At 54.7% G+C, this 19341-nt stretch carries 18 protein-coding genes and 1 other annotated feature; of the genes, 12 read left to right on the top strand and 6 right to left on the bottom strand.

The window, feature by feature from the left end:
* The 6 genes from ackA (at position 1) to xthA (ending at position 5921) form a co-directional block, all read left to right on the top strand.
* On the top strand, positions 1 to 1203 hold the full coding sequence (ackA, locus tag ACIDEJ_RS02195; protein WP_411986447.1) for an acetate kinase: 1203 nt from the start codon (positions 1 to 3) through the stop codon (positions 1201 to 1203).
* A 118-nt stretch (positions 1204 to 1321) separates the two neighbouring features.
* Positions 1322 to 3460 (top strand): phosphate acetyltransferase, encoded by a 2139-nt coding sequence (pta, locus tag ACIDEJ_RS02190; protein WP_411986446.1) that lies wholly within the window; start codon positions 1322 to 1324, stop codon positions 3458 to 3460.
* A 301-nt stretch (positions 3461 to 3761) separates the two neighbouring features.
* Positions 3762 to 4199, top strand: a complete 438-nt coding sequence (locus tag ACIDEJ_RS02185; RefSeq protein ID WP_411986445.1) for a hypothetical protein — start codon at positions 3762 to 3764, stop codon at positions 4197 to 4199.
* Positions 4200 to 4259: 60 nt separating this feature from the next.
* Positions 4260 to 4805: a septation protein A gene (locus tag ACIDEJ_RS02180; RefSeq protein ID WP_411986444.1), complete on the top strand. Its 546-nt coding sequence runs from the start codon at positions 4260 to 4262 to the stop codon at positions 4803 to 4805.
* Positions 4805 to 5104, top strand: a complete 300-nt coding sequence (locus ACIDEJ_RS02175) for a YciI family protein (RefSeq protein WP_411986443.1) — start codon at positions 4805 to 4807, stop codon at positions 5102 to 5104. The genes ACIDEJ_RS02180 and ACIDEJ_RS02175 overlap by 1 nt, the downstream gene beginning before the upstream one ends.
* Position 5105: 1 nt before the next feature.
* A complete protein-coding gene (xthA, locus tag ACIDEJ_RS02170) occupies positions 5106 to 5921 on the top strand; it encodes an exodeoxyribonuclease III (RefSeq protein WP_411986442.1) in 816 nt (271 codons plus the stop codon).
* 80 nt (positions 5922 to 6001) lie between these two features.
* On the opposite strand, the gene ACIDEJ_RS02165 is transcribed toward xthA, so the two are convergent.
* A complete protein-coding gene (locus ACIDEJ_RS02165) occupies positions 6002 to 8467 on the bottom strand; it encodes a VolA/Pla-1 family phospholipase (protein WP_411986441.1) in 2466 nt (821 codons plus the stop codon).
* 261 nt (positions 8468 to 8728) lie between these two features.
* On the opposite strand from ACIDEJ_RS02165, the gene ACIDEJ_RS02160 reads away from it, so the two are divergent.
* The gene (locus ACIDEJ_RS02160; RefSeq protein WP_411986440.1) at positions 8729 to 9493 is read left to right on the top strand and encodes a YciK family oxidoreductase; all 765 of its coding nucleotides are present in this window, start codon (positions 8729 to 8731) and stop codon (positions 9491 to 9493) included.
* Positions 9494 to 9511: 18 nt separating this feature from the next.
* Entirely contained in the window at positions 9512 to 10435 is a 924-nt protein-coding gene (locus ACIDEJ_RS02155) for a M14 family metallopeptidase (protein ID WP_411986439.1), read from the top strand.
* Positions 10436 to 10536: 101 nt separating this feature from the next.
* Here the strand turns inward: ACIDEJ_RS02155 and rluB are convergent, their stop codons facing one another.
* From rluB to rnm, 5 genes are all read right to left on the bottom strand, one after another.
* Positions 10537 to 11394, bottom strand: coding sequence for a 23S rRNA pseudouridine(2605) synthase RluB (gene rluB, locus ACIDEJ_RS02150; protein WP_411986438.1), 858 nt, complete (start codon positions 11392 to 11394; stop codon positions 10537 to 10539).
* The gene (gene scpB, locus ACIDEJ_RS02145; protein ID WP_411986568.1) at positions 11387 to 11983 is read right to left on the bottom strand and encodes an SMC-Scp complex subunit ScpB; all 597 of its coding nucleotides are present in this window, start codon (positions 11981 to 11983) and stop codon (positions 11387 to 11389) included. The genes rluB and scpB overlap by 8 nt, the downstream gene beginning before the upstream one ends.
* Before the next feature lie 18 nt (positions 11984 to 12001).
* Positions 12002 to 12793 carry a segregation and condensation protein A gene (locus ACIDEJ_RS02140; protein ID WP_411986437.1) on the bottom strand — a complete coding sequence of 264 codons (792 nt, stop codon included), beginning with the start codon at positions 12791 to 12793 and terminating at the stop codon, positions 12002 to 12004.
* Between the two features lie 162 nt (positions 12794 to 12955).
* The gene (locus ACIDEJ_RS02135; protein WP_411986436.1) at positions 12956 to 13576 is read right to left on the bottom strand and encodes an L-threonylcarbamoyladenylate synthase; all 621 of its coding nucleotides are present in this window, start codon (positions 13574 to 13576) and stop codon (positions 12956 to 12958) included.
* Positions 13573 to 14433 carry an RNase RNM gene (gene rnm, locus ACIDEJ_RS02130; RefSeq protein ID WP_411986435.1) on the bottom strand — a complete coding sequence of 287 codons (861 nt, stop codon included), beginning with the start codon at positions 14431 to 14433 and terminating at the stop codon, positions 13573 to 13575. Before rnm ends, ACIDEJ_RS02135 begins: the two co-directional genes overlap by 4 nt.
* Positions 14434 to 14603: 170 nt before the next feature.
* Positions 14604 to 14712: a sequence feature (Trp leader region), on the top strand.
* A 55-nt stretch (positions 14713 to 14767) separates the two neighbouring features.
* Between rnm and ACIDEJ_RS02125 the strand changes: the two genes are divergently transcribed.
* The 4 genes from ACIDEJ_RS02125 to trpCF are packed head-to-tail and all read left to right on the top strand — an operon-like array spanning position 14768 to position 19337.
* Positions 14768 to 16327 (top strand): anthranilate synthase component 1, encoded by a 1560-nt coding sequence (locus tag ACIDEJ_RS02125; protein ID WP_411986434.1) that lies wholly within the window; start codon positions 14768 to 14770, stop codon positions 16325 to 16327.
* Positions 16324 to 16926 carry an aminodeoxychorismate/anthranilate synthase component II gene (locus ACIDEJ_RS02120; protein ID WP_411986433.1) on the top strand — a complete coding sequence of 201 codons (603 nt, stop codon included), beginning with the start codon at positions 16324 to 16326 and terminating at the stop codon, positions 16924 to 16926. Before ACIDEJ_RS02125 ends, ACIDEJ_RS02120 begins: the two co-directional genes overlap by 4 nt.
* Complete coding sequence (gene trpD, locus ACIDEJ_RS02115; protein ID WP_411986432.1) at positions 16919 to 17950, top strand: anthranilate phosphoribosyltransferase; 1032 nt, start codon at positions 16919 to 16921, stop codon at positions 17948 to 17950. The genes ACIDEJ_RS02120 and trpD overlap by 8 nt, the downstream gene beginning before the upstream one ends.
* Entirely contained in the window at positions 17943 to 19337 is a 1395-nt protein-coding gene (trpCF, locus tag ACIDEJ_RS02110) for a bifunctional indole-3-glycerol-phosphate synthase TrpC/phosphoribosylanthranilate isomerase TrpF (protein WP_411986431.1), read from the top strand. Before trpD ends, trpCF begins: the two co-directional genes overlap by 8 nt.
* The last annotated feature ends 4 nt before the right edge of the window (positions 19338 to 19341 follow it).

The raw sequence follows: 19341 nt of genomic DNA, 5'->3' as shown, positions 1-19341 counted from the left end.
ATGTCAAATAAACTGGTATTAGTTTTAAACTGCGGCAGTTCTTCTCTGAAATTTGCGGTAATTGACGCCCTGACTGGCGAAGCTGAAATTTCAGGTCTGGCAGAATGCTTTGGTCTCAAAGATTCTCGCATCAAGTGGAAATACAACGGCGAAAAACACGAAATGTCTCTGGGTGCTTATACAGCACACCGTGAAGCCGTTGAATTCATTGTAGAAAACATTTTAGGTCCCTTACCGGAATTGTCTTCAAAAATTCTGGGTATCGGTCACCGCATCGTTCACGGTGGTGAGAAATTCACCCATTCCGTTATCGTTGATGACTCTGTCATTGATGGTATTGAAGAATGTGCCTCCTTGGCGCCACTGCACAACCCGGCTCACCTCATCGGTATTCGTGCTGCCATCGCTTCTTTCCCGCATCTGCCACAAGTGACTGTGTTTGACACCGCCTTTCACCAATCGATGCCTGAAAAAGCCTATATCTACGCGCTGCCTTACAAACTGTATCGTGAGCACAGCATCCGCCGTTATGGCATGCACGGCACCAGCCACCTGTTTGTAAGCCGTCAGGCTGCCCAAATGCTGGGTAAACCACTGGAAGAAGTGAACCTGATCTCAGCCCACCTGGGTAATGGCGCCTCCGTTACCGCAGTAAAAGGTGGCAAGAGTGTAGACACCTCCATGGGCTTGACGCCGCTGGAAGGTCTGGTCATGGGAACCCGTAGTGGTGACATGGATCCGTCCATCGTCTATCACCTGGTGCACCAACTGGGCTACACCGTGGACGAAGTGAACTCCATGCTCAACAAGCAGAGTGGCTTGTTGGGGATTTCAGAACTGACCAGCGACTGCCGCGGTATTGAAGAAGGTTATGCTGAAGGCCATAAAGGCGCCACTTTGGCACTGGAAATCTTCTGCTACCGCCTGGCGAAATACATTGCCTCCTACACCGTGCCATTGGGCAGTCTGGATGCAGTGGTATTTACCGGCGGCATCGGTGAAAACTCTGAACTCGTTCGTCGCAAAGTGCTGGAAAACCTGGCTATCTTCAACTTCCAGGTTGATGATGAGCGCAACAAGGCCGCCCGCTTTGGTAACGAAGGCATCATCACCGCGGACAACAGTCCGGTTGCGATGGTCATTCCAACCAACGAAGAGTGGGTGATTGCTGCCGATGTGCTGAAACTCATCGAAGAAGAGTAATCAACAATTGTGTTGTACTGCGTTGCCAGTGAGTGATTGGCAACGCAGCATCCGGACAAGCAACAAAATCCTGCGAATAGCGGTAATCAACCCGCAGTGATTTTTAGAAGAGGTTTTTATGTCCCGAAATATTATGTTGATCCCCATTGGTACAGGCGTAGGCCTCACCTCCATCAGTCTGGGGATGGTTCGTGCACTGGAACGCCACGGCGTAAAAGTCCGTTTTTTCAAACCCATCGCACAGTTGCGGCCTGATGATAACGGCCCAGAACGCTCAACCACCATTCTCAGCAAGTCTCCCACCGTTAATCCGCTCGAACCCTTCGACATGGCCCATGCCGAAAGCCTTATCAGCGCGGATCAAACCGATATCCTGATGGAACAGATCATTGCCCGGGTATCTGAGTCCGTGGGCGACACTGAAACGTTGATTGTTGAAGGTCTGGTGCATACCCGCAACCATCATTTTGCCGATGATATCAACTACGCGGTTGCCAAAGCCTTGGATGCAGACGTGATTTTTGTGGCCACCCCGGGTAACGACACGCCCAACGGCTTAATGAACCGTCTGGAAATCGCTTACCATGCATGGGGCGGCGTTGAAAACAAACGCCTGATCGGCGCCATTGTTAACAAAATCGGTGCGCCTGTTGATGAAGCCGGCCGCACCCGCCCGGATCTGTCTGAAATGTTCGATCACGAACAGGGTCAGCCGTCCGATACTGCCGGCATGTTCCAGCTACCCGGCAAAAGTACCCTGCGCATTCTTGGCAGCGTGCCTTACAACCTGGATCTGGTGTCACCTCGCGCCTCGGATCTGGCCAAACACCTCAGCGCCCGCATTCTGAATGCCGGCGAAATGAATACTCGCCGCCTGCGCAAAGTCACCTTCTGCGCCCGCTCGCTGCCCAACATGGTTCCCCACATCAAGCCCGACTCCTTGCTGGTGACCTCTGGCGACCGTTCTGACGTGATTGTCTCCGCCTGTCTGGCCGCCATGAATGGCGTCAAGATTGGCGCCTTGCTGCTCGGCGGTGGCTACGAGCCAGAGCCTGCCATCATGGATCTTTGCGAACAGGCCTTTGAAACCGGTCTGCCGGTTTTCCTGATTGAATCCAACACCTGGCAAACATCCCTCAATATCCAGCGCTTTGACCATGAAGTGCCGGTTGATGATGCGGTACGCATTGATTTGGTACAGGAATATGTGGCCAGTCATATCGATCAGAACTGGATTGAAAGCGTGACTGAAAGCTCTCCTCGCGAGAACCGCCTGTCACCACCCGCCTTCCGTTACAAGCTGACCGAACTGGCCCGCGCAGCGAAAAAATCCGTGGTGCTGCCAGAAGGCGACGAGCCACGTACCATCAAGGCGGCAGCCATTTGTGCCGAACGCGGCATTGCCAAGTGCGTGCTGCTGGGTAAACGCGACGAGATTATGCGTATTGCCAACCTGCAAGGTGTCACCCTGGGCGAAGGCATTGAAATTGTTGACCCGGATGAAGTGCGTGAACGTTACGTTGAGCCAATGGTTGAGTTGCGCCGCAGCAAGGGCATGACGGAAATTGTCGCCCGCGAACAGCTGGAAGACAACATGGTACTGGGTACCATGATGCTGGCACAGAATGAAGTTGACGGGATTGTATCCGGTGCGGTGCATACCACTGCCAACACCATTCGCCCACCGCTGCAGCTGATCAAAACCGCGCCTGGCTCCAGCCTGGTGTCTTCCATTTTCTTCATGCTGATGCCGGATCAGGTACTGGTTTATGGCGACTGCGCCATTAACCCGGATCCTAATGCAGAACAGCTGGCGGATATTGCCATCCAGTCTGCCGAATCAGCCAAAGCCTTTGGGATTGAGCCTCGCGTTGCCATGATCAGTTACTCCACCGGAACTTCCGGCAGTGGTTCTGATGTGGATAAAGTTCGCGAAGCCACCCGCATTGCCCAGGAAAAACGCCCGGATCTGGTGATTGATGGCCCACTGCAGTATGACGCTGCCGTAATGCCGAATGTTGCGCGCTCCAAAGCGCCTAACAGCCCGGTTGCCGGTAAAGCCACCGTATTCGTGTTCCCTGACTTGAATACCGGTAACACCACTTACAAAGCGGTACAGCGTAGTGCGGATCTGATCAGCATCGGCCCGATGCTGCAGGGGATGCGCAAGCCGGTCAATGACCTGTCCCGTGGTGCCTTGGTGGATGATATCGTCTACACCATCGCCCTGACCGCCATTCAGGCGACTCAGAACTGATAGGTTTTGTGGATTTCAAAAGGCGCCGCGTATGGCGCCTTTTTTATTGATGTTATATGCTGGGAGGGATTTAACAGTATGGCCGACAAAAATTGACCATTAGTAATTCAAGTGTTATTTCAAACTGTTAGATAGTGCTCTGTGAGTATTCAACAAAGTTGTCCACAGATTTTGTGGATAACCTCGTGCGGCTGTCCGCCGCTGAAGCATTGCTGGTGTCGCGCCCAGTTATCCCCAAACCCGCTTGCGGCCGTTACCGAAAAAATAGATACTGACGTTACCAGTCTTCATTCATCAAGTTATGAAATATATCTTATTTTTCTGCACCTTATGCATTTTTGGTTGTAGCGATGCCATCAAGGAAGGTGCCGCCACTCCCGAACAAATCGCCCTTGGCTTTTTTCAGGCCATCTATGTTGACAGAAATGTCGAGCAGGCCACGCAATACGTGGATGAGCCCATTAAGGAAGTACTGCGCAGCTATTACATTGCCGCCTCGGTGCAACGCTACATGCTGGCGCTATCGATGACCGACGTCACCTTATCGATAGAAGATATCGATATCGATTTTTTCCGTAAATTCTCCAATGAAACAACCGTAGTGGTGAAATTAGCGGGCAAACGAGCTGGAAAGAAGTGGGTTGATGACCGCACCCTGCGGCTGAAAAAACGCGGTGAGAGCTGGATAATCGTGGAAATTGTGCCGGAAACCGGTAAAACCAATGTGGGCGGGTTTTAATTTATCCTTCCCCGGTGGCGTGCTACACTCAGCGAAGTTTTTGGAATTCTCTGGTCAATTATGAAGCAGTTACTGGACTTTCTCCCGCTCGTTGTCTTTTTTGCCGTTTACAAGTTTTACGACATTTATATTGCCAGTGGCGTACTGGTTGCCGCCACCGCGCTACAGCTCATCATCACTTACGCCATTTATCGCAAACTTGAAAAAATGCACATTATCACCTTTGTGGTGGTGGCCGTGTTCGGTTCACTGACCCTGTTCCTGCATGATGATGTGTTCATTAAATGGAAAGTGACCATTGTTTATGCCCTCATGGCCCTGGCGCTGGTGATCAGTCAGTGGCTCAAGCGCCCGGTATTGAAATCCATGCTGGGCAATGAACTGCAGGTGGGGGATCATATCTGGGCAAGGCTCACTTGGTATTGGGTTGGCTTTTTTCTCCTGTGCAGCGGCGCCAACGTTTATGTGGCGTTCAATTTAAGCCAGGAAACCTGGGTCAACTTCAAAGTATTCGGTTTAACGGCGGTAACGCTGATAAACACGGTGATTACCGTATTGTATCTGTTTAAACACATCCCAGAAGAACAGCGGAAGGAACTTAAATAATGTGGTACATGATCTCAGCTCAAGACGTTGAAAACAGCTTGGAAAATCGCTTGTCGGTCAGACCGGCTCACCTCGCCCGCCTGCAATTGCTTGCCGATGACGGTCGCTTAATGGTGGCAGGTCCCCATCCGGCCATTGACAGCGAAAATCCCGGCGAAGCGGGATTTACCGGCTCATTGGTGGTTGCTGAATTTGAATCACTGGACGCTGCCAAAGCCTGGGCTGATGCCGATCCTTATGTGGCTGCCGGGGTATATGCCGCTGTAGTTGTGAAGCCTTTCAAGCCGGTTTTGCCATAACATGAAAATCGTTTCTTTTAATATCAATGGACTCCGCGCAAGACTGCATCAATTGCAGGCACTGATTGATCAGCATCAGCCTGACATCATCGGGCTGCAGGAAACCAAGGTTCATGACGAAGCCTTTCCGCTGGCGGCAGTGGAAGCCATGGGATATCAGGTAAACTATTTTGGTGGCAAAGCCCATTACGGTGTGGCCCTGCTCTCCAAAAATGTGCCATTGAACATCCAGAAAGGCTTCCCGACAGACAGTGAAGATGCCCAGCGCCGGCTGATTGCCGGGGAGTTCATGCAGGCGAACGGTCGTCCGCTGACCGTGATTAACGGTTATTTCCCTCAGGGGGAAAATATCGCCCATGAGGTGAAATATCCGGCCAAACGCAAATTTTATGCGGATTTGATGCAATGGCTTGATCACAGCTTCTCTCCCGAGCAGGACATCGCCATCATCGGGGATATGAACATATCCCCCGTGGATCTGGATATCGGCATTGGCGCCGCCAATGCAAAGCGCTGGCTAAAAACCGGAAAGTGCAGCTTCCAGCCTGAAGAGCGCCAATGGTTTGCAACCCTGTTGCAATGGGGACTGGTTGATACCTTCAGGCAACTGCATCCCCAACAAGAAGAGCGTTACTCCTGGTTTGACTACCGTAGCCGGGGATTTGATGAAAATCGCGGTTTGCGGATTGACACCATTTTAGCCACGGCATCGCTTGCTACCCGGCTGAAAGAAGCCGATGTGGACTATGCGCTGCGCGCCATGGAAAAACCGTCAGATCATGCTCCCATCTGGAGCACGTTCGCCTGTGGTGACTAACGGTTGCCAGTAGCCCCCCATCGTCAATGAAAATGCCCGGTAAATTACCGGGCATTTTTTATATCAAGGCAGTGGTGGCATCAGCCGCCGCAGTGTTGGATAACCTGATCATTACTTATCATGATCATTGGCGTTCCCGCAGCCGCACCGGCGGCAAAAACGGCAACCTGCGACTGCATCTCTGCCGTGGCTGCAGCCGCCATGCCATCGGTAACACCGCTGATTTCTGCCGGGCTCACAATGGAGCTATGATGCCCCTTGGCAAAGCGCACCGCCCCTGCAGTTGCCGCGCCATCCACGCATGGCAGCCCCAGTTGGCGAATTAACGGTTCCGTTCCCGACAAGGGGAAGCCTGTGACCTGATTCGGCAATACCTGATCCGGCTTGTTTCCGGCACCATCCCCCACCACTTCAATCAGGTGCACCGGCAACCCTGATGCCTGTAACATGGCAGCATGATTCAGAGGGTCACTGCTATCAATGGCGGTTTGCACGGCAAAGGCAAAGGTGGGCACGAATTCCTGGTACACCGCATCCACCAAGGCGGCATATTCGGCTGAATCCTCGGGATATCCGGCACTATTGCTATTGGCCACCAGCGCTTTAAAGGCATCGGATGCGGTAATGCTGGCATAAAGCACCGGCGCAAAGGTTGCCGAGCCGGCAAAACTGCCGGCAAGGCCGCCGCTGGGCGCCACAAGAGATGCCCCCTGAATGGCATAATAGTTGGGCAATGGGCTTCCGGAAGCGGGATCCGCCAATCCGCTGCTGGCATAGCTGGCAAAATCAGTGCCCACAATAGCCCCCAGACTCAAGCCTTGCGTGGTGATTTTGTTGGCATCAAACAAAGGCGTACTGCCCGCTGCTGCCTGCGCGGCACTCAGGCCGCCAAGTGCCAGGCGCAGCGCCAAATGATCAACGGTGGCCTGACGGAAATTGTCCCGCACCGATAATGTACTGCCGATATTCACAAATGCCAGTGCCGTGCCATTATCAAAGGCGTGGGGCTGACCGACCACTGCGCCAAAGGCGGGGTCTGTGGCAGACACTTCATAAATGCCGTCGCCGTTAGCATCATAAGAGCGGGCACCATGCAAAGGCATATCCATGGCAATCACTGCCACGCCAGCGGCGGCATAACTGCCGGCATATGCCAGCGCCATCTCTTTGCCTCCACCCAGGCCGTGCATGGCAATGGTGCTGGGCCAGCCATTGGTGGGAGCGGTAAAGCTTTTACCCTGACTGGCATAAAATGCTGCCAGTTTACTGGCGTTGGGCACGCTTATCAGCAACGGCACCGTTTCGTAGCCCTTGATGGCGGGAATGGGATTGAAGCGGGTCAGATGCCGTGTGGCATCCGCATTGCTGCCATCATCCAGTTTCCAGTTTTTGCCTGCCAATAACGCGGGATTCGCCAGTGCCGCTGTGGGGTCTATGCCGTAATCCGTTGCCTGCATGACAAAATTCCCCTGGCTCAGGCTGCCGTTTTGTAATGCCTGCAATACGGCCACCGGGCTATCCCCCTGGGCTTGCCAGTGCCCATCTATGCCACTGCAAGCGCCAGAGGAGCAATCGCCATAAATGGGTAACTTAATGGCGGCGGTATAAACGTCGGCCAAGTCGGCCAGCACGTAGGCTGCACCATCGACCGCGCTCAACCCGGCTGCCGTTGCCACACTATAACCGGCAGGCGTTGGTGATTGCACCCAGCTCGGAGCATAGGGCGAGTCACTTTGCAACATTAACAATTTAACGGTTTCATACACATCGCTCACGGATTGTGTGGTAAACAGCCCGGCGTAAATGATGCTGTCGCCATCCAGGCCATGGCTGCTGCCCAACATGCTTTCATAGCCGTTAACCAAGGATTGCAGCATCCGTTGTTCAGCAGTTGCCAACGGCTGGCTGTTGATATCCATTTTCAGTAAGGCGTAAGTGCTGGATGGTGCCACGCTGCGTCCTTCGCTGTCTTTAATCAATGAGGTGGCCGCGTAAACGTAAGACTGGGCAGGCTTTAAGGGTTTTAAGGGGACGACGACGATTTTGTTACCCGCCACCTGCGTAATGAAATCCTCTCCCCAGGTCAGCTCATCGCCTATCTCACAGGCACTGACTGACGCCTGTGACTGGCAACGTGGCTGGGTAGACAACGGACCGCCACTGACCGCCTCAAACACCCTCACCGCCCCTGGCTGCGTTACCGATGATGCCAACAGCCCGATGGACTCGCCATTGCTGTCAGTCGCCGGAGCGAACGTTATGGTGATGGGCTGGGTTGTTGACCAGCCATCCAGCGCCCCCAGCGCCAGTTGTGGGTCAGTATAATCGCCGCTCTCCTCTCCAGGGATGTTGAGCGTACCATCAAGCGTGCCGCTTAACAGCAAGTCATTAGGCAACGGGACGGCAGCGTTGGCAGGATCAAACACCAGATGGGTTTGTGGTGTCAATGGCACCGTATTGTCTTTAATATCATCATAACTGTCACCACCGCAGGCTGTGAGTCCGAAGGCTGCAGTTATTGCAGTGACCACTATCAGTCTGTTCATATTTGTAACCCCAAGTCTTGTTGTAGTAGTTTTGTTTCCCTGACAAATTGGTCACAATACCCCAAATACAGCAACCGCAGGGATGAGACCCAAGTCTCAATCCTTATCAAGTTAATGCAAAAGTGGTGATTTAGCTACCAAACATAAACAAATCAAACCAATGTATTACAATGCTAATCAGTCATTTGTTTAAAACAGTTTAACCAGGCTCTGCCAAGGTCAATCCGGACGCGGGGTTATCAGAAAATGGAAACGGCACTGATGTTGGACTACCAAGCAAAAAAAGATTTATTACAGCACAAGATTATTCTAGTGACCGGCGCAGGGGATGGCATTGGCCGCGCTGCGGCCATCAGCTACGCAAACCATGGTGCCACGGTTATCCTGCTGGGGCGCACCCAGGCCAAACTTGAAGCCGTATATGATGAAATCATGGCCAGAAATGCTCCGGAGCCCGTCATCATGCCATTGGATTTGGCTACGGCCACGGAAAATGACTACCAGCATATGGCAAGGCTTGTCACACTGCAGTTCGGTCATCTTGATGGCCTGTTGCATAATGCGGGCCTGCTGGGCAGTTTGATGCCTCTGGAGCAATTACCCATTGCCACGCTGGAGCAACTGCTACAGGTTAATGTCGTCGCCCAGTTGGCACTGACACAAGCACTACTGCCGGTATTAAGGCAGGCTCCGGCAGCGTCCATCATTTTTACCAGCAGCAGTGTAGGCCGTAAGGGGCGCGCATATTGGGGAGCTTATGCCATCTCCAAGTTTGCCACCGAAGGCATGATGCAGGTGCTGGCAGATGAATGTGACGGCAGCTCCGTGCGCTGCAACAGCCTTAATCCCGGCGCCACCCGCACGGCCATGCGCGCGGAGGCCTTCCCCGCGGAAGATCCCCTCACCCTAAAAACACCTGAACAACTTATGCCCCTGTACCTCTACTTGATGGGAGATGACAGCCGCCATGAAAACGCTCAGGCATTCAGTGCCCAGCCCAAACGGCCGGCATCCCATTTATCTTGAAAACATAAGGAGCAGATGATGCATCAGGCATCTCATTACCCCATTGGCACACCGGGAACCCCTTGGGGTGACAGTGAAAAAAAACAATGGCGGGAGTCCAGAGTCATTCAACGCAGCTATCGGCAACAGGTGCTGGATAAATTGCCTTTGCTGAGTGACCAGTTTGAATCCTTGCAATATGGCGCGCTCAGTTACGATCCGGCCCGTTACCCGCTGTGGGCGCTCAAGTCCAAGAACTGGCAGGCAGACAAACCTTGCGTGCTGATCACAGGCGGCGTGCATGGTTACGAAACCAGTGGCGTACAAGGCGCCTTGCTGTTTGCCGAGCAGGCCGCCAAACATTACAGCCAAACGTTTAATTTGCTGATTGCACCATGTGTCAGCCCCTGGGGCTATGAAGTCATCAACCGCTGGAATCCGCTGGCCATCGATCCCAACCGCTCATTTTACGCCAACAGCCCGGCAGAAGAAGCCGCCGCCCTGATGGCGCTGGTGGCGTCTGAACCTGGCGACTTTTTGGCCCATATCGATTTGCATGAAACCACCGATACGGACGAAAGCGAATTTCGTCCCGCGTTGTCAGCGCGTGATGGCAAAGCGTACGCCCCCGGCGAAATCCCCGACGGTTTTTACGTGGTGGATGACAGCGCCAAACCCCAAGCCGCATTCCAAAAAGCCATTATTGAATCGGTGGCCAACGTGACCCATATTGCCCCGGCAGACAAGGACGGCAACATTATCGGCTCAAAAGTGGTGCAACCCGGGGTGATTGAATACGCCCTTAAAGAGCTGGGGCTATGTGCCAGCGTGACCGGCGCGCCCTATACCTGCACCACGGAGGTGTACCCCGACAGCCCCAAAGCCACGGATGACATCTGTAACCGGGCCCAGGTAGCCGCCGTTTGCGGCGCACTGGATTACCTGCAACAACACGCCGGTTAACGCCCGCCTTGGCAATGCAGCCATGCAAAAGGCCACATTGAATGTGGCCTTTTGGTTTGTGCGTACCTGTATAAACCTTTCCCGCCAACGGGAAACACCGCTTAACGGGCAGGCTTGCCCTGAGTGGTTTTTTGTTTGCGCACAGCGCGGCGAACCTTGGCGCTGCGCACTTTTGCCCGAGCCACGCTGTGTTTATCCATCCCCAGCATGGAGCGGGTTTCCGGCGCCAGCCCGGCCAGCTGCCGCAAATAGTTGACCTGTTCCAGCGGCAATTCCATCCAGCCGCCACGGGGCAGGGTCTTGGGCAATTCAATCATGCCGTAACGTACCCGGATAAGACGGCTTACCTGTACCTCCACCGCTTCCCACAGACGGCGCACTTCACGGTTGCGGCCTTCACGCAAGGCCACGTGCCACCACTGGTTTATCCCCTCACCGCCGGCAGATTTCACCTGGTCAAACTGGGCAGGGCCGTCTTCCAGCATCACGCCGGTACGCAGTTTTTGCAGCATCATGTCATTGACTTCACCAAAGGTGCGCACGGCATATTCCCGGTCCACTTCATTTGACGGGTGCATCAGGCGGTTGGCCAGTTCCCCATCGGATGTAAACAGCAACAACCCTGAGGTGTTAATGTCCAGGCGCCCCACAGCTACCCAGCGGCTGTCGCGGGTGCGGGGCAGACGGTCGAATACCGTCGGGCGACCTTCCGGATCCTTGCGGGAACAAATTTCCCCTTCCGGTTTATGGTAAGCCAGTACCCGACAGATGACCTCGTCGGCTGACTTGAGCGATACCTGGCGACCGTCGATCCGCACTTTGGCATCCGCTTCAATGCGGTCACCCAGATTGGCAATGATACCATCGACACTCACCCGGCCTGCAGCTATCCATGCCTCCATCTCACGACGGGAGCCATGGCCAGCACGGGCCAAGATTTTCTGCAATTTTTCACTCATTAATAGACTCTTCTATGGTTTCCGGCATGGTTTTCATTCCTGAAAATATTGCCGCTAATGATTCGGCATCGGTCAACGGCGGCAGTTCCGCCAGTTTATCGAGGCCAAAGTAAGCCAAAAACTCTGTGGTTGTGGCAAATAATGCCGGCCTTCCCGGCACTTCTTTATGCCCGACCACACGGATCCAGCCGCGATCAGTTAAATTCTTGATGATCTGGCTGCTCACCGTCACACCACGTACCGCTTCGATTTCACCCCGGGTAACCGGTTGCCGATAGGCAATCACCGCCAGGGTTTCCAGGGTCGCCCGTGAATATTTCGGGGCTTGTTCCTGTTGCAGCATTTGCAGAATGTGGCTCAGGCTGTCACGGCTCTGGAAACGATAACCGCCCGCCACCTGCACCAACTGCACGCCCCGCTCCTGATAATCCTGCATCAGCGCTTCCAGCACCGCCCGGAGCCGGGACGCTGACACGCTAAAATTCGCCAGCACGGTTTCCCGCAACGCTTTGGGCGACATCGGCTTACCGGCCACAAACAACGTGGCTTCCACCAGCTGTTTGAGTTGTAAGTCGTTAATCTGTGCCAATGCTTGCACTCCGTTACCTTAAAACGCTTTCAGATAAATCGGGGCAAAAGGTTCGGTTTGTACCAGCTCAACCAATAACCCCTTTACCAGCTCCATCAATGCCAAAAAGCTCACCACTACCCCGGCGCGCCCCTCACTGGGGCTAAACAGCGCACTGAACGGGGTGTAGTGCTCGCAGGAAAGCCGGGCCAGGATTTGGCTCATGCGCTCCCGGGTCGACAACTGCTCACTGCGCACCTGATGCTCACCATAGGCCTCGGCGCGTTTGAGCACCTGACCAAAGGCATGAGCCAGCGCCTGCAAGCTAACATCGGGCGGCAACAACACCGGCTGCACATCCGGCGCCAGCTGGGCATGGGCCTGAAACACATCCCGCTCCAGTCTGGGCAAACCATCCAGCTGCAAGGCTGCCGCCTTGATAGTTTCGTAAGCCTTGAGCTGACGGATGAGCACCGTTCTCGGGTCTTCCTCTTCTTCGGCTTCCAGCACGGGTTTTGGCAACAGCAAACGTGATTTTATTTCCGCCAATGTTGCGGCCATCACCAGATAATCGGCAGCCAGTTCAACCCTGGCGCCCTGCAGCATCTCGATATAGTCCAGATATTGCGCCGTGATTTGGGTAATGGGCAAATCCACCACATCCAGCTTTTGTTTGCGGATAAGATAGAGCAACAAGTCCAGCGGGCCTTCAAAGGCCTCCAGAAATACCGCAAGCGCCTCTGGCGGAATAAATAAATCCACCGGAAACTCCTGCAGCACCTTACCGCGGACAATGGCCAGCGGCAGGCTTTGTTGCACGCCCTCTGTCATCCGGACTCCTTTTGCAGTCCCGTTATTAACACTGCCATGACCGCTGCCATGGCGATATAGACAACGGCCCCGAGTAACCTGTCGGCAACAGCATCCACGTCACGTATATAGCCCAGCCGTCCAGCCGTAATGCAGGCGCGCGATTATAGCGGGTAATGGCGGTTAAAGAAACGGCGTAATATCACCGGCGCCTTCACGCACCACTTCAATGTGATCTTCAGACATGTCAATTACCGTTGTGGGCTTTTCACCCAGATAGCCACCGGCAATAATGGCATCCACATGGTGCTCCAGCTCGTCACGGATGTTTTCCGGATCGGACTCGGCAATTTCGTTGCCCGGCAGGATTAACGTGGTTGACATCAAAGGCTCGCCCAATGCATCCAGCAGCGCCAGAGCAATCACGTTATCCGGCACACGAATACCGATGGTACGCTTTTTCTCGTTTTGCAAGCGCCGCGGCACCTCTTTGGTGGCCTTGAAAATAAACGTATAGGGGCCGGGGGTGTTGTTTTTCAGCACCCGAAATGCCTGATTATCCACCCGTGCATAGGTAGACAACTCCGATAAATCCCGGCATACCAGTGAAAATTCATGGTTGTCCCCAAACTGACGGATGCGGGCGATACGGGTCATGGCATCCTTGTTGCCAATCATGCAGCCCAGGGCATAACCGGAATCCGTGGGATACACAATCACGCCGCCATTTTGCAGGATGTTTACGGCCTGATTAATCAACCGTGGTTGAGGGTTCACCTCGTGAATATAAAAAAACTGACTCATTGTTCAACTGTCCATTGCTCTGTCTGCCAGACCCAGTCCAGTCCCTGGGGCCGACGTAAATTCTTGCCCAGTTCCAGCCAGCGTCCGGGAAAATGGAAATCGCTGCCCACTGAGGCCTTTAACCCATTGAGGTTTGCCAATTGCGCCAACTGAATGCGTTCATCCGGTGACTGCTGCCCAAGCACCACTTCCATGGCATCCCCGCCAGCCTGGGTAAATTCCCTCACCAGTTTTTTCAGCCATTTGCCTTTTAACTGGTAACCGCTGGGATGGGCCAGAACCGCAAGGCCACCGGCGGCATGGATCACCTCGATGGCGTTTTGCATGTCGCCCCACTTGTTGGGGACGTATCCGGTTTTGCCGCGGGCAAGGTAACGCTTGAACACCTTGCCCACATCTTCCACGATGCCCGCCGCCACCAGGTAACGGGCATAGTGTCCGCGGCTGATGGCAGCATCTCCGGCCAATGCCTTAGCGCCCTGGTAAGCCCCTTCAATGCCGGCTTTTTCCAGACGGTAACCAATTTCTTGCGCCCGCTGTTCCCGCAACAGGCGCTGCTGCGCCAAAAACGCCAGTAACGGCGGATAATGACAGTCAAATGCCAAGCCCACGATATGGATGTCGTAAGCATGCCAATGGGTGGAAATCTCCACCCCGTTAATCAGTTGCAACGGCGTGGCCTGCTGCGCATTGAACTGCCGGGCTTGTGCCAAGCCGTCCACGGTATCGTGATCGGTGAGTGCCAATACATCCACCCCGTTGGCAATGGCCCTGGCAAGCAGTTCACTGGGAGACAACGCACCGTCAGATGCCCGGCTGTGACAATGCAGGTCAATACATGTTTGTTCTGTAATCATGGCGTTATTGTACTTGAGTTTACCGGGCAAAAGCGATTTATCTTGTTATCGCCACTGGATATTTGTAAAAAGTTGCCAATAAGTCGTTGACATTACCGGCCATCTGCGGTTTTCTATAACCAATTACCGAACAGGACGCTTTTGTTATGTCTTACAACGTTTCTCTCAGCATCGTATGGTGGTGGCACTTCCCTTAACGCGGGTGGTGTGAAACGCTGTGTCTTAACCAAAGCAGCAAGATTCAACAAAGAAGCCCGCAAAATTTGCGGGCTTCTTTCGTTTCTGGCACGGAATAACCCGCAGGCAGGCAATAAGGCGATACAGGATAAAGCATATGAACAGACTCACGCCCATCGCGACAGTCACCTACCACCGGCATCCGTTGCCGTATCAGGATGATCCTTTGCGGTTATACCAACAACTGACGGATGACCAGCCACACAGCATGTTGCTGGAATCGGCAGAGGTCGACAGCAAGGATCACCTGAGAAGCTTCATTCTCACCCACGCGGCGCTCAGCGTCACCTGCATGGGGCAAACCGTGAGTTTTCAGGCACTGTCTGATAATGGCGCGTCCCTGTTACCCGCCATTGCCAATTATTTTCAGCCCTTGGCCAAGGTCACTGCCAGCAACCGCATGCTGATTGTCAGCTTTGAACGGGTAAGCGGTGACATGGATGAAGATGCCCGGCTAAAAGCCCTGTCGCCACTGGAGGGATTGCGGCTGCTGCAACAGGGCATTCACATCAATGGCACCCCATGTGAGGAAGGGCTGTTTATGGGCGGCGTGCTGGGGTATGACCTGATTGCCGCCGTAGAGCCCTTACCCACCGTTGCCAACAGCGCCAACCATTGTCCCGATTACCTGTTTTATCTCGCTGAGACCCTGATTGTGGTGGATCATCAACGCCAAAGCGCCGATATCGTCACCCATGCCTTTACCGATAACGGCCGGGTCAAGAAAGCCTTGCAGCAGCGGGTGGCCCACATCACCGAGCAATGCGCCCATACCGGAGACATTCCCCAGTTAAAAGGGGTGCGGGCCGATGCTGTCACCGACATCAGCGATACGCAATATGCAGCCAATGTTATCAGACTGCAGGAACATATCCGGGCCGGGGACATTTTTCAGGTGGTGCCCTCCCGCAGTTTCAGCCTGCCCTGCCCCAACACCCTGGGCGCTTACCGGGCCCTGCGCCTGACCAACCCCAGCCCTTACATGTTTTATCTTCGCGGAGCGGATTTCACCCTGTTTGGCGCATCGCCTGAAAGCGCGGTGAAATACGAAGCCAGCAGCAATCAGGTGGAAATGTACCCCATTGCCGGCACCCGCAAGCGCGGCAAGGATGCGGATGGCAATATCGATGCGGATCTTGATGGTCGCATTGAGCTGGAGCTGCGCCTGGATAAAAAAGAGCTGGCGGAACACATCATGCTGGTGGACTTGGCCCGTAATGACATTGCCCGCATTAGCGAAAGCGGCAGCCGCCGGGTGGCCGATCTGCTCAAGGTGGACCGCTATTCCCACGTGATGCACCTGGTAAGCCGGGTCACCGGCAAGCTGCGCCATGATCTGGATGCGCTGCATGCCTATCAAGCCTGCATGAACATGGGCACGCTGGTGGGCGCCCCCAAAGTCCGTGCCGCCCAGCTCATCCGCGAAGTGGAGCAAAAACGCCGGGGCAGTTACGGCGGCGCCATTGGCTATATCAACGGGCTTGGCGATATGGACACCTGCATCGTGATCCGCTCGGCGTTTGTCAGCAACAACAGTGCCTATATCCAGGCCGGTGCCGGAGTTGTGAATGACTCAGACCCGCTGTCTGAAGCCGAAGAAACCCGCCAAAAAGCCCAGGCCGTTATCAGTGCTATCAAGATGGGAGGTGGCCTGTGAAAATCTATCTGCTCGATAACTTTGACTCTTTTACCTATAACCTGGTGGATCAATTCCGCAGTCTGGGATTTGAGGTGGTGATTTACCGTAACGACATCGATGCGGATTATCTGGCCAACCTGATGCTGACCGAACCGGCCAAGGCGGCGCTGGTATTGTCCCCCGGCCCCGGCGCCCCAGCCGAAGCCGGATGCATGCTGGCACTGATAGACAAAGTGGCAGGCAAGTTGCCCATCCTCGGCATCTGCCTGGGGCATCAGGCGCTGGTGGAACATTACGGCGGCACCGTGGCCCGGGCGCCACAGATTGTGCACGGCAAGTCCAGTCCGGTTATCCATAACGCCAGCGGCGTGTTTGCCGGACTGCCATCCCCGCTGCCGGTGGCCCGTTACCATTCGCTGGTGGCCACAAAGGTGCCAGAATGCCTGGAGGTTATCGCCAGTTTTGATGCCATGCCCATGGCCATACAGCACCGGCAACATGCCTGCGTGGGCTTCCAGTTTCATCCAGAGTCCATTCTCACCACCCAGGGCAGTACATTGTTGGTGCAAACCCTGCAGTATTTAACCCTCGATCGCCGGGAGAGCACCCATGACTGATATTCATCCCCTGCTGGAACAACTCTATGCCGGACACTCTTTAAGCCGTCGGCAAACCCAGGCGCTGTTTACCCCGCTGATTGCCGGCGAGCTCAGTGAAGCGGCCATCAGCGCCCTGCTGGTGGCCTTGAAAATCAAGGGCGAAACCATAGATGAAATCAGCGGCGCGGCCGATGCCCTGCTGGCAGCGGCCAAACCCTTTCCCCAAAGCGGTAGCGGTGTGATTGACATTGTGGGTACCGGTGGCGATGGCCATAACACCATTAACATTTCCACCACTGCCTGTTTTGTGGCAGCCGCTGCCGGTGCCAAAGTGGCCAAACACGGCAATCGCGGCGTTTCCAGCAAATCCGGGGCATCAGACCTATTGTCAGCACTGGGAATAAAGCTCACTATGTCTCCTGATACTGCAGCCCGCTGTTTGCGGCAATTGGGGATCTGCTTTTTGTTTGCCCCCCATTATCACGGCGGTGTACGCCATGTGGTGCCAGTGCGCCAGGTACTGAAAACCCGCACCCTGTTCAATGTATTGGGGCCGCTTATCAACCCGTCGCGCCCGGATTACATGCTGCTGGGGGTTTACAGCCCCGAGTTGGTTACCCCCATCGCCGGGGTGCTACAAGCGCTGGGGGTGAAACGGGCCATGGTGGTACATGGCGCCGGACTTGATGAAGTGGCCATTCATGGCGAAACCCTGGTAGCAGAGCTGCAACAGGGCCACATCCGGGAGTATGGCCTGACACCGTCAAGTTTTGGTGTGGCCAGTGCCAGCATCAATGATCTGGTAGGGGGCACCCCCCAAGACAATGCCGCCATCACCCAAGCGATACTGCGGGGGCAAGGCACACAGGCGCAACGCAATGCGGTTGCCGTCAACGCCGCCTGCGCCCTTTACATCAGCGGACAGGCTGCAGATTTACCCACCGCAACCGAACTGGCACTGCACACACTGGACTCTGGCCGCGCGGCGACATTAGTGCAACAACTGGCCGCAGAGAGTCAATTGGAGATACCCCATGAGTAATGTGTTAACGCGCATCATTGACAGCAAAGCGGCTCATATTGCCCAGCTGCAACAGCGTTACCCGGAACAAAGCCTGCAACCCCAACGCTCTCATCGCAGCTTATACCGCGCCCTTAGTGGCCCCAAAGCCAGTTTCATTCTGGAATGCAAAAAGGCCAGCCCTTCCAAGGGGCTGATCCGGGATGATTTTGATCCCCAAACCATTGCGGCCACCTACAGCCATTACGCCAGTGCGGTGTCCGTATTAACCGATGAACAGTTTTTCCAGGGCAGCTTTGATTTTATCCCTTTGGTGCGCAGCAAGGTGGACCAGCCCATTCTCTGCAAAGACTTTTTCATCTCGTCCTATCAGGTAAAACTGGCGGCCCATCATGGTGCAGATGCCATTTTGCTGATGCTGTCGGTGCTGGATAACGTGCAATACCGGCAACTGGCCGCCGAAGCCGCCAAATATCAGCTGGATATTCTGACCGAGGTTTCCAATGAAGAGGAACTGCAGCGGGCCATTACCCTGGGGGCGCCGCTGGTGGGCATTAACAACCGCAACCTGCGGGATTTGAGCACCCACATTGCCACTACAGAAAGACTGGCGCCCAAGCTGCCCAAAGGCATGCTGGTCATCAGCGAGTCCGGCATTTATACCCATACGGATGTACGCCGCCTGGCGCCGCTGGTAAACGGCTTTCTGGTGGGCAGCTCACTGATGGCAGAAGCGGACCTGGATTTGGCCTGTCGCAAACTGATATTTGGCCATACCAAAATTTGCGGACTTACCCGCTGTGGCGATTTGCACGCTGCCGCAGAAGCTGGTGCGGTCTATGGCGGACTGATTTTTGCCGCTCACTCCGCCCGGCAAGTGTCACTGGAGCAAGCCCGCGTGCTGGCAGATGACAACCGACAACAAGCCAAACGCCTGCTGCTGGTTGGCGTGTTTGTGGATGCCCCCGTGAGCGAAATTGTCGCCATTGCCACAGAATTGCAACTGCATGCCGTACAACTGCACGGTAACGAAGATGATAAAACCCTAGCCAAGTTGCGACGGGCACTGGATCACCAAGGCATGACAGCCATCGAAATCTGGAAAGCGCTGCCGGTCAATACCGACAGCACATCCGAGCCGCTTACCCCGCCTGCACACGCAGGGCGCATCCTTTACGACAGCAAGGCTGGCAGCGGTTTTGGTGGCACGGGCAAAACCTTTGACTGGCAACAACCCCTGCCCCGTAAGAATGAAGCCATGCTGGCGGGCGGGCTGGGGCCGGAAAATGCCCGGCTGGCGGCCATGCAGGGCTTTTTCGGACTGGATTTCAATTCAGGCGTGGAAGTGGCCCCCGGCATCAAGGACAGTGACAAAATTTACGACGTGCTGGCAGCGGTCAGGGCGTAATCAA

This window comes from Shewanella mytili (assembly GCF_046765975.1).
GTDB classification, from domain to species: Bacteria; Pseudomonadota; Gammaproteobacteria; order Enterobacterales; family Shewanellaceae; genus Shewanella; species Shewanella mytili.
The sequence above is the reverse complement of the archived record's forward strand: the minus strand, read 5'-3'. Positions and strand labels throughout refer to the sequence as shown.

Coding starts and splice junctions, on each gene's coding strand:
- ackA (WP_411986447.1), top strand. CDS start 1: ATGTCAAATAAACTGGTATTAGTTTTAAACTGCGGCAGTTCTTCTCTG.
- pta (WP_411986446.1), top strand. CDS start 1,322: ATGTCCCGAAATATTATGTTGATCCCCATTGGTACAGGCGTAGGCCTC.
- ACIDEJ_RS02185 (WP_411986445.1), top strand. CDS start 3,762: ATGAAATATATCTTATTTTTCTGCACCTTATGCATTTTTGGTTGTAGC.
- ACIDEJ_RS02180 (WP_411986444.1), top strand. CDS start 4,260: ATGAAGCAGTTACTGGACTTTCTCCCGCTCGTTGTCTTTTTTGCCGTT.
- ACIDEJ_RS02175 (WP_411986443.1), top strand. CDS start 4,805: ATGTGGTACATGATCTCAGCTCAAGACGTTGAAAACAGCTTGGAAAAT.
- xthA (WP_411986442.1), top strand. CDS start 5,106: ATGAAAATCGTTTCTTTTAATATCAATGGACTCCGCGCAAGACTGCAT.
- ACIDEJ_RS02165 (WP_411986441.1), bottom strand. CDS start 8,467: ATGAACAGACTGATAGTGGTCACTGCAATAACTGCAGCCTTCGGACTC.
- ACIDEJ_RS02160 (WP_411986440.1), top strand. CDS start 8,729: ATGTTGGACTACCAAGCAAAAAAAGATTTATTACAGCACAAGATTATT.
- ACIDEJ_RS02155 (WP_411986439.1), top strand. CDS start 9,512: ATGCATCAGGCATCTCATTACCCCATTGGCACACCGGGAACCCCTTGG.
- rluB (WP_411986438.1), bottom strand. CDS start 11,394: ATGAGTGAAAAATTGCAGAAAATCTTGGCCCGTGCTGGCCATGGCTCC.
- ACIDEJ_RS02140 (WP_411986437.1), bottom strand. CDS start 12,793: ATGACAGAGGGCGTGCAACAAAGCCTGCCGCTGGCCATTGTCCGCGGT.
- ACIDEJ_RS02135 (WP_411986436.1), bottom strand. CDS start 13,576: ATGAGTCAGTTTTTTTATATTCACGAGGTGAACCCTCAACCACGGTTG.
- rnm (WP_411986435.1), bottom strand. CDS start 14,433: ATGATTACAGAACAAACATGTATTGACCTGCATTGTCACAGCCGGGCA.
- ACIDEJ_RS02125 (WP_411986434.1), top strand. CDS start 14,768: ATGAACAGACTCACGCCCATCGCGACAGTCACCTACCACCGGCATCCG.
- trpD (WP_411986432.1), top strand. CDS start 16,919: ATGACTGATATTCATCCCCTGCTGGAACAACTCTATGCCGGACACTCT.
- trpCF (WP_411986431.1), top strand. CDS start 17,943: ATGAGTAATGTGTTAACGCGCATCATTGACAGCAAAGCGGCTCATATT.